The 8,718-nt window shown below is 32.9% G+C and carries 14 protein-coding genes; 12 read left to right on the top strand and 2 right to left on the bottom strand.

From position 1 onward, the window contains the following. Positions 1-58: 58 nt before the first annotated feature. A complete protein-coding gene (locus JG553_RS04340) occupies positions 59-460 on the bottom strand; it encodes a ribonuclease HI family protein (protein WP_001062936.1) in 402 nt (133 codons plus the stop codon). Positions 461-804: 344 nt separating this feature from the next. Here JG553_RS04340 and JG553_RS13370 point away from each other — a divergent pair, with 344 nt between their 5' ends. Continuing rightward, a complete protein-coding gene (locus tag JG553_RS13370) occupies positions 805-936 on the top strand; it encodes a hypothetical protein (RefSeq protein WP_000529138.1) in 132 nt (43 codons plus the stop codon). Between the two features lie 64 nt (positions 937-1,000). Here JG553_RS13370 and JG553_RS04335 read toward each other — a convergent pair whose 3' ends face one another. Next, positions 1,001-1,705 (bottom strand): queuosine precursor transporter, encoded by a 705-nt coding sequence (locus JG553_RS04335; protein WP_000282171.1) that lies wholly within the window; start codon positions 1,703-1,705, stop codon positions 1,001-1,003. 244 nt (positions 1,706-1,949) lie between these two features. Here JG553_RS04335 and JG553_RS04330 point away from each other — a divergent pair, with 244 nt between their 5' ends. The 11 genes from JG553_RS04330 (at position 1,950) to JG553_RS04280 (ending at position 8,708) form a co-directional block, all read left to right on the top strand. Next, entirely contained in the window at positions 1,950-2,144 is a 195-nt protein-coding gene (locus tag JG553_RS04330; RefSeq protein ID WP_001795441.1) for a zinc-finger domain-containing protein, read from the top strand. Positions 2,145-2,155: 11 nt separating this feature from the next. Next, a complete protein-coding gene (locus JG553_RS04325; protein ID WP_000691942.1) occupies positions 2,156-2,407 on the top strand; it encodes a NifU N-terminal domain-containing protein in 252 nt (83 codons plus the stop codon). Positions 2,408-2,444: 37 nt separating this feature from the next. Then, entirely contained in the window at positions 2,445-3,569 is a 1,125-nt protein-coding gene (locus JG553_RS04320; protein WP_000404650.1) for a virulence factor, read from the top strand. A 15-nt stretch (positions 3,570-3,584) separates the two neighbouring features. Further along, complete coding sequence (brxA, locus tag JG553_RS04315; RefSeq protein ID WP_000995287.1) at positions 3,585-4,022, top strand: bacilliredoxin BrxA; 438 nt, start codon at positions 3,585-3,587, stop codon at positions 4,020-4,022. 423 nt (positions 4,023-4,445) lie between these two features. Further along, on the top strand, positions 4,446-5,402 hold the full coding sequence (locus tag JG553_RS04310; RefSeq protein WP_000934885.1) for a thymidylate synthase: 957 nt from the start codon (positions 4,446-4,448) through the stop codon (positions 5,400-5,402). 199 nt (positions 5,403-5,601) lie between these two features. Beyond that, complete coding sequence (locus tag JG553_RS04305) at positions 5,602-6,081, top strand: dihydrofolate reductase (RefSeq protein ID WP_000175746.1); 480 nt, start codon at positions 5,602-5,604, stop codon at positions 6,079-6,081. Between the two features lie 14 nt (positions 6,082-6,095). Beyond that, positions 6,096-6,935 (top strand): fatty acid kinase binding subunit FakB2, encoded by an 840-nt coding sequence (fakB2, locus tag JG553_RS04300; protein WP_000166059.1) that lies wholly within the window; start codon positions 6,096-6,098, stop codon positions 6,933-6,935. A gap of 85 nt (positions 6,936-7,020) precedes the next feature. Further along, entirely contained in the window at positions 7,021-7,554 is a 534-nt protein-coding gene (msrA, locus tag JG553_RS04295) for a peptide-methionine (S)-S-oxide reductase MsrA (protein ID WP_000159902.1), read from the top strand. Continuing rightward, the gene (gene msrB / locus JG553_RS04290) at positions 7,547-7,975 is read left to right on the top strand and encodes a peptide-methionine (R)-S-oxide reductase MsrB (protein WP_000913315.1); all 429 of its coding nucleotides are present in this window, start codon (positions 7,547-7,549) and stop codon (positions 7,973-7,975) included. Before msrA ends, msrB begins: the two co-directional genes overlap by 8 nt. 11 nt (positions 7,976-7,986) lie before the next feature. Beyond that, complete coding sequence (locus JG553_RS04285) at positions 7,987-8,487, top strand: PTS sugar transporter subunit IIA (protein WP_000473652.1); 501 nt, start codon at positions 7,987-7,989, stop codon at positions 8,485-8,487. Beyond that, complete coding sequence (locus JG553_RS04280; RefSeq protein ID WP_000801007.1) at positions 8,487-8,708, top strand: YozE family protein; 222 nt, start codon at positions 8,487-8,489, stop codon at positions 8,706-8,708. The genes JG553_RS04285 and JG553_RS04280 overlap by 1 nt, the downstream gene beginning before the upstream one ends. Positions 8,709-8,718 lie beyond the last annotated feature (10 nt).

The raw sequence follows: 8,718 nt of genomic DNA, 5'->3' as shown, positions 1-8,718 counted from the left end.
TTTGTTTCTTTGATAAATAGAGGAGCACCGATTGACATCACATCAGTCGGTGCTCCTTTTATTTATTCTTTTTAATTAATTTATACAATGCCTGTTGAGCGTGTTGATTCGCTTCTTTGTTTTGTTCTCTCGGTATCCATTTAACAAATAATAAATCAAAATCTTTTTCAAATATTTCTATTTGATCAAAATAAGGTTTGAAATTTGCGTTTTTCACATAACCAGCTTCAATGCTATCTGCAATTAGCTTTGAGTCTGTATATAATAGTGCGTTTTGAACATTTAATTCACGTGCATGTTCTAGTGCATAAATACATGCAGCCCATTCTGCAGTGTGGTTATCCATTTCGCCTAACTCATGTGTATATGTATAATGCTGCTCATCTTCTTTGATTACAATGGCACATGTACTTATGCCTGGATTTCCTTTCGTCGCAGCATCAAAATTTATTTTCGCCATAATAAACCTACTTTCTATTCAATACTTAGTTAAAGTTACTATTACTGTAATACAAAATATGTTGGGTAATCCATTAAAAAACACGCATCACTTAAATAAGTAACACGTGTTTAAAATACTCGCTGATTCAAAGATGATTTTCTAATACGTAGTACTGTAATATACTTCCTAAAAAAATCATCTTCAGGCTGGGACATAAATCAATGTTCTATGCTCTACGATGTTATATTGGCAGTAGTTGACTGAACGAAAATGCGCTTGTAACAAGCTTTTTTCAATTCTAGTCAGGGGCCCCAACACAGAGAATTTCGAAAAGAAATTCTACAGGCAATGCGAGTTGGGGTGTGGGTCCCAACACAGAAGATGACGAAAAGTCAGCTTACAATAATGTGCAAGTTTGGGATGGGCCCCAACAAAGAGAAATTGGATTCCCAATTTCTACAGACAATGCAAGTTGGGGTGGGACGACGAAATAAATTTTGCGAAAATATTATTTCTGTCCCACTCCCTTAAAACTTATTCTTTTGTGTAGTAAGTGCGTTAATAGCCTTGATCTAACTTATCAATCTTACCTTTACGATAAAATGATTTAGCAATATATCCAAATGGTACATTGAAAACTGTTGAAGCTAATTTTAATACGTACGTTGTAATAAATATTTCAAATACAACTGTACCAGGTAAACTTCCGATAAATGCGATAGCTACAAATAAAGCTGTATCAATTATTGAGCTTAAAAATGTACTACCATATGCACGGATGAAAAACGTTTTATCAGAACTAAATACTTTTTTAATTAGTGAAAAGATAAATACATCAATATGTTGACCAATAATATATGCGACGATTGAGCCTAAAGCAATGCGTGGCACAACATCAAAGATTGCGTGTAATGCTTTTTGTGCCATATCTTCTGGTGCAGGAATAAAATGTAATGACAATTGCATAACAATAATCATAATTAATGTTGATGAAAAGCCTAACCAAACTGCTCTTTTTGCAACTCTACGCCCATAAATATCGTTTAATATATCTGTTGCTAAATAAATAGAAGCAAACATGACATTACCTAAAGTTGCTGAAATACCAAAGATTTCTACAGTTTTAATCACTTGTATGTTGGCAATGATTGTGCCAATTGCAACCCATGCAATTAAACCTTGTTTACCAAAAAAGCGATACATAAGTACCATAAGCACGAACGTTGCAATAAACGTAACTAGTCCTAAAATTTCATTATACATATTAAAATGTCCTCCTAAATTTTGATCATGCGGGTGTTTAGAAACCGCTCAATAAATAACTAACTCATTTTACTGAAAAATCGTTTGCGATGCAATAGCATTTGAATATAAATACATTTTACGTATAGAATTATAAAAGGTTTCATTCAAATCTTAGGGTCAAAAATGTTATAATATTTTTATGTCAAATTTAAAACAGTAACACTTATTTACAAGGTTGCAATATTTTGAAGTAATAAAGGAAGTGTCGCGTATTTTAACTTTTTCAGAGCAAAATGCACTCGCGAAAATAGATGATTTAATGAATACTTATTGCAATCAATGTCCAATCAAAACTCGTCTGCGTAAATTAGAGGGGAAAACGAAGGCGCATCATTTTTGTATCAATGAGTGTTCAATAGGGAAAGAAATAAAACAATTAGGAAATGAACTTCAATAGGAGGAAGTCAAATGAAAATTATATCTATATCAGAAACACCGAACCACAACACAATGAAGATTACACTTAGTGAAAGCAGAGAAGGTATGACATCAGATACGTATACTAAAGTTGATGATTCACAGCCAGCATTTATTAATGACATCTTAAAGGTTGAAGGCGTTAAATCAATTTTCCATGTTATGGACTTTATTTCAGTAGATAAAGAAAATGACGCAAATTGGGAAACAGTATTGCCAAAAGTAGAGGCTGTATTCGAATAAATTTTTCATCAACTAGTATTCGGGGGGAATAAAGTATATGGAAATTTTACGTATAGAGCCAACACCAAGTCCAAATACAATGAAAGTTGTTTTGTCATATACAAGAGAAGACAAGTTATCTAATACTTATAAAAAAGTAGAAGAAACACAACCAAGATTTATAAATCAGTTGTTATCTATAGATGGTATCACTTCCATTTTTCATGTCATGAACTTCTTAGCTGTTGATAAGGCACCAAAAGCTGATTGGGAAGTCATATTACCTGATATTAAAGCTGCTTTTTCTGATGCGAATAAGGTTTTAGAATCTGTAAATGAACCTCAAATTGACAATCATTTTGGTGAAATTAAAGCTGAATTATTAACTTTTAAGGGTATACCGTATCAAATTAAGCTAACTTCTGCTGACCAAGAATTAAGAGAACAATTACCACAAACATATGTTGACCATATGACTCAAGCGCAAACAGCACATGACAATATTGTTTTTATGCGTAAATGGCTAGATTTAGGAAATCGCTATGGAAATATTCAAGAAGTAATGGATGGTGTCCTAGAAGAAGTGCTAGCTACCTATCCAGAATCACAGTTACCCGTATTGGTAAAACATGCTTTAGAAGAAAATCACGCAACTAATAATTATCATTTCTATCGACATGTCTCTTTGGATGAATATCATGCAACTGATAATTGGAAGACTCGATTACGAATGTTAAACCATTTTCCAAAGCCGACTTTTGAAGATATACCGCTGCTTGATTTAGCTTTATCTGATGAAAAAGTACCGGTTAGACGTCAAGCGATTGTATTATTAGGTATGATTGAAAGTAAAGAAATTTTACCGTATTTATATAAGGGGCTTCGTGATAAAAGTCCTGCTGTAAGAAGAACAGCAGGGGATTGCATAAGCGATTTAGGGTATCCAGAGGCACTACCAGAAATGGTGCTACTATTAGATGATCCACAGAAAATCGTTAGGTGGCGTGCTGCTATGTTTATCTTTGATGAAGGTAATGCAGAGCAGCTTCCCGCACTAAAAGCCCATATTAATGACAATGCGTTTGAAGTTAAATTACAAATTGAAATGGCCATATCTCGTATTGAAAACGGAGATGAAGCACTTGGTTCAGTATGGAAACAAATGGCAAACAGAACAATTTAATTGGAGGAATTAAATATGAATGCATATGATGCTTATATGAAAGAAATTGCGCAACAAATGCGTGGCGAATTAACTCAAAATGGTTTTACAAGTTTAGAAACGAGCGAAGCAGTATCGGAGTATATGAACCAAGTAAATGCTGATGACACTACTTTTGTAGTTATTAACTCTACATGCGGCTGTGCAGCTGGATTAGCAAGACCAGCTGCAGTAGCAGTTGCAACACAAAATGAACATAGACCTACAAATACAGTTACAGTTTTTGCTGGGCAAGATAAAGAAGCAACTGCTACAATGCGAGAATTCATTCAGCAAGCACCATCTAGTCCTTCGTATGCTTTATTCAAAGGTCAAGATTTAGTTTATTTTATGCCTAGAGAATTTATCGAAGGTAGAGATATTAATGACATTGCAATGGACTTAAAGGATGCCTTTGACGAAAATTGTAAATAGTACACATAAATAAATATAAAGGTTAACACATTTTATAATATTAAAAATGGTGTCTGTCATTGAAAATAGAGAATATAGTTGTATTCTATTTGTTAAATAAAGTCCGTTTTTACCAACTATATTTTCTAGAAATTTAACTGTTTTAATAGGACATCAAACATAATATTCAAATCATGTGTTAACCTCTTTTTTAAAATTTTTTAGCATTAAAGTTATAGATTTGGGTAAACAATTACCAATTGGAAACATATATCACGTTACGATGGGGTAGGTACTTAATCAGCATTTTATAAATAAAGTAACGGAATTCATGATATTAATATCATATTCCTAAAATGAGTGATAACAAAATGCTACATAAAGTTAAGTTATATCAAACTAAATATACATACTATAAATAATGAAAATGAGGTGTTATCGCATATGTTGAATTCATTTGATGCAGCATATCACAGTCTTTGTGAAGAAGTTTTAGAAATAGGAAATACACGAAATGATCGCACAAATACAGGTACGATTTCGAAATTTGGTCATCAACTTCGCTTTGACTTATCTAAAGGATTTCCACTATTAACGACAAAGAAAGTTTCTTTTAAATTAGTAGCAACCGAATTATTATGGTTCATTAAAGGAGATACAAACATCCAATACTTATTAAAATATAATAATAATATATGGAACGAATGGGCTTTTGAAAATTATATCAAATCAGACGAGTATAAAGGTCCAGATATGACAGATTTCGGGCATCGTGCATTGAGTGATCCTGAATTTAACGAACAATATAAAGAACAAATGAAACAATTTAAGCAACGTATTCTTGAAGATGATACATTTGCGAAGCAATTCGGGGATTTAGGAAATGTTTATGGTAAACAATGGCGAGATTGGGTTGATAAAGATGGTAATCATTTTGATCAACTTAAAACAGTAATTGAACAAATTAAGCATAATCCAGATTCAAGGCGACACATCGTATCTGCATGGAATCCAACAGAAATTGATACAATGGCACTTCCGCCTTGTCATACCATGTTCCAGTTTTATGTCCAAGATGGTAAGTTAAGTTGCCAGTTATACCAACGTAGCGCAGATATCTTTTTAGGTGTGCCATTTAATATCGCAAGCTACGCTTTATTGACACACCTTATTGCCAAAGAATGTGGACTTGAAGTGGGTGAATTTGTGCATACATTTGGAGATGCACATATTTATTCAAATCATATTGATGCGATTCAAACACAATTAGCACGTGAAAGCTTCAATCCTCCAACATTAAAAATTAACAGTGACAAGTCTATTTTCGACATAAATTATGAAGATTTGGAAATTGTTGACTATGAATCACATCCAGCAATAAAAGCTCCAATAGCAGTGTAGTCATTGCATAGTTAGCTAACCATATAGACATCAAAATGACATCATAGTATTTTCAAGTGCAAAAAAGTACTTTTTTGTGTTAAACGTTTTCATAAATTATGCAAAATCATTATTTCTATCACACTTTATGATAAAAATTGTGTTAAATTAAAGATAACTTAGTAATAAAAAATGAAATGATAGAAGAAGGAGGATAATTATGACTTTATCCATTCTAGTTGCACATGACTTGCAACGAGTAATTGGTTTTGAAAATCAATTACCTTGGCACCTACCAAATGATTTGAAGCATGTTAAAAAATTATCAACAGGTCATACTTTAGTAATGGGTCGTAAGACATTTGAATCGATTGGTAAACCACTACCGAATCGTCGAAATGTTGTACTTACTTCAGATACAAGTTTCAACGTAGAGGGCGTTGATGTAATTCACTCTATTGAAGATATTTACCAACTACCGGGCCATGTTTTCATATTTGGAGGGCAAACATTATTTGAAGAAATGATTGATAAAGTGGACGACATGTATATTACTGTTATTGAAGGTAAATTCCGTGGTGATACGTTCTTTCCACCTTATACATTTGAAGACTGGGAAGTTGCCTCTTCAGTTGAAGGTAAACTAGATGAGAAAAATACAATTCCACATACCTTTCTACATTTAATTCGTAAAAAATAAGGGGGAAAACGACCATGACAAAACAGATTATAGTAACAGACTCAACATCCGATTTATCTAAAGAATACTTAGAAGCAAACAACATTCATGTAATTCCTTTAAGTTTAACTATTGAAGGAGCTTCATACGTTGACCAAGTAGATATTACATCAGAAGAATTTATTAATCATATTGAAAATGATGAAGATGTAAAGACAAGTCAGCCAGCCATAGGTGAATTTATATCTGCTTATGAAGAACTAGGAAAAGATGGCTCTGAAATCATAAGTATTCATCTTTCTTCAGGATTAAGTGGTACATATAACACTGCTTACCAAGCAAGTCAAATGGTAGATGCTAATGTAACTGTTATTGATTCAAAATCTATTTCTTTTGGTTTAGGGTATCAAATACAACACCTAGTAGAGCTTGTAAAAGAAGGTGTCTCAACTTCTGAAATAGTTAAAAAGTTAAATCATTTAAGAGAAAACATTAAATTATTTGTAGTTATAGGGCAATTGAATCAATTAATTAAAGGTGGCAGAATTAGTAAAACAAAAGGTTTGATTGGTAATCTTATGAAAATTAAACCAATTGGTACACTAGATGATGGTCGCTTAGAGCTTGTGCACAATGCGAGAACTCAAAATTCTAGTATCCAATACTTGAAAAAGGAAATTGCTGAATTTATAGGAGATCATGAAATCAAATCCATTGGTGTCGCACATGCTAACGTCATTGAATATGTTGATAAATTGAAGAAAGTTTTTAATGAAGCTTTTCATGTGAATAATTACGATATAAATGTAACTACACCAGTTATTTCTGCACATACTGGTCAAGGTGCGATTGGCCTCGTAGTCCTTAAGAAGTAAATTTAATCTTTTCAGTGTTAATTACTTCCATTTCAATCCTTTATAGACTAAATTTATAATTAGATAGATAGAGGAGGTAATTCATATGACAAAAGAATATGCAACATTAGCAGGAGGATGTTTCTGGTGCATGGTTAAACCATTTACATCATATCCAGGCATCAAGTCAGTCGTATCTGGTTATAGTGGCGGTCATGTTGACAACCCAACTTATGAACAGGTATGTACGAATCAAACCGGCCATGTCGAAGCAGTACAAATTACGTTTGATCCAGAGGTTACTTCCTTTGAAAATATATTAGACATATATTTCAAAACATTTGACCCAACTGATGATCAAGGGCAATTTTTCGATAGAGGCGAAAGCTATCAACCAGTCATTTTCTATCATGATGAACATCAGAAAAAGGCTGCTGAGTTTAAAAAGCAACAATTAAATGAACAAGGTATTTTCAAGAAACCAGTGATTACACCTATTAAACCATATAAAAATTTCTATCCAGCTGAAGACTACCATCAAGATTATTACAAAAAGAACCCGGTACATTATTACCAATATCAACGTGGTTCAGGTAGAAAAGCGTTTATAGAATCACATTGGGGGAATCAAAATGCTTAAAAAAGATAAAAGTGAACTAACAGATATAGAATATATTGTTACACAAGAAAACGGCACTGAACCACCATTTATGAATGAATATTGGAATCATTTTGCTAAAGGAATTTATGTAGATAAAATTTCTGGTAAACCTTTATTTACATCTGAAGAAAAGTTTCATTCTGAATGTGGATGGCCTAGCTTTTCCAAAGCGCTTGATGACGATGAAATTATAGAATTAGTCGACAAATCATTTGGTATGTTGAGAACTGAAGTGCGTTCAGAAGAATCAAATAGTCATTTAGGACATGTCTTTAATGATGGACCTAAAGAAAGTGGCGGCTTAAGATACTGTATCAATTCCGCTGCAATTCAATTTATTCCATATGAAAAGTTAGAAGAATTGGGTTATGGCGATTTAATATCACATTTTGATAAGTAGGAGTGGAAAGTATGTTTAAAAAATTATTCGGAAAAGGCAAAGAAGTTCAGAAAGATATCGCAATTTATGCACCATTAACTGGAGAATTCGTGAAAATTGAAGATATTCCAGATCCTGTATTCGCACAAAAAATGATGGGCGAAGGTTTTGGTATTAATCCAACTGAAGGAGAAGTTGTGTCTCCAATTGCAGGACGTGTTGACAATGTCTTTCCAACTAAGCATGCGATTGGGTTAAAAGCAGATAACGGATTAGAATTATTAGTTCATATCGGTTTAGACACAGTTCAATTAGACGGTGAAGGATTTGAAGTGTTAGTGTCTAGTGGTGACGAAGTTAACGTCGGAGATCCATTAGTAAGATTCAACCTTGAATATATTAATAATAACGCTAAATCTGTAATTTCACCAATTATAATTACTAACACTGATCAAGCAGCTTCAATTAATATTTATGATGAAAATGCTGTGATTAAAGGTGAAACAAAAGTGATTGATGTGACAATGAACTAATGAAAAACTATTCGTTTTATCAATTTGTCATGACAGTTCGTGGTCGACACGACGATAAAGGTCGTCTAGCAGAAGAGATATTTGACGATCTTGCTTTCCCAAAACACGATGATGATTTTAACATACTGTCTGATTATATTGAGACACATGGTGATTTCACATTGCCAATGTCTGTATTTGATGATTTATATGAAGAATATACGGAATGGCTAAAATTTTAATATAATTTTT

This window comes from Staphylococcus sp. T93, from assembly GCF_016743875.1.
In the GTDB taxonomy this organism is placed as follows: Bacteria; Bacillota; Bacilli; order Staphylococcales; family Staphylococcaceae; genus Staphylococcus; species Staphylococcus aureus.
Note: the sequence above shows the minus strand (reverse complement) of the source record. Positions and strands in the feature narration are given on the sequence as shown.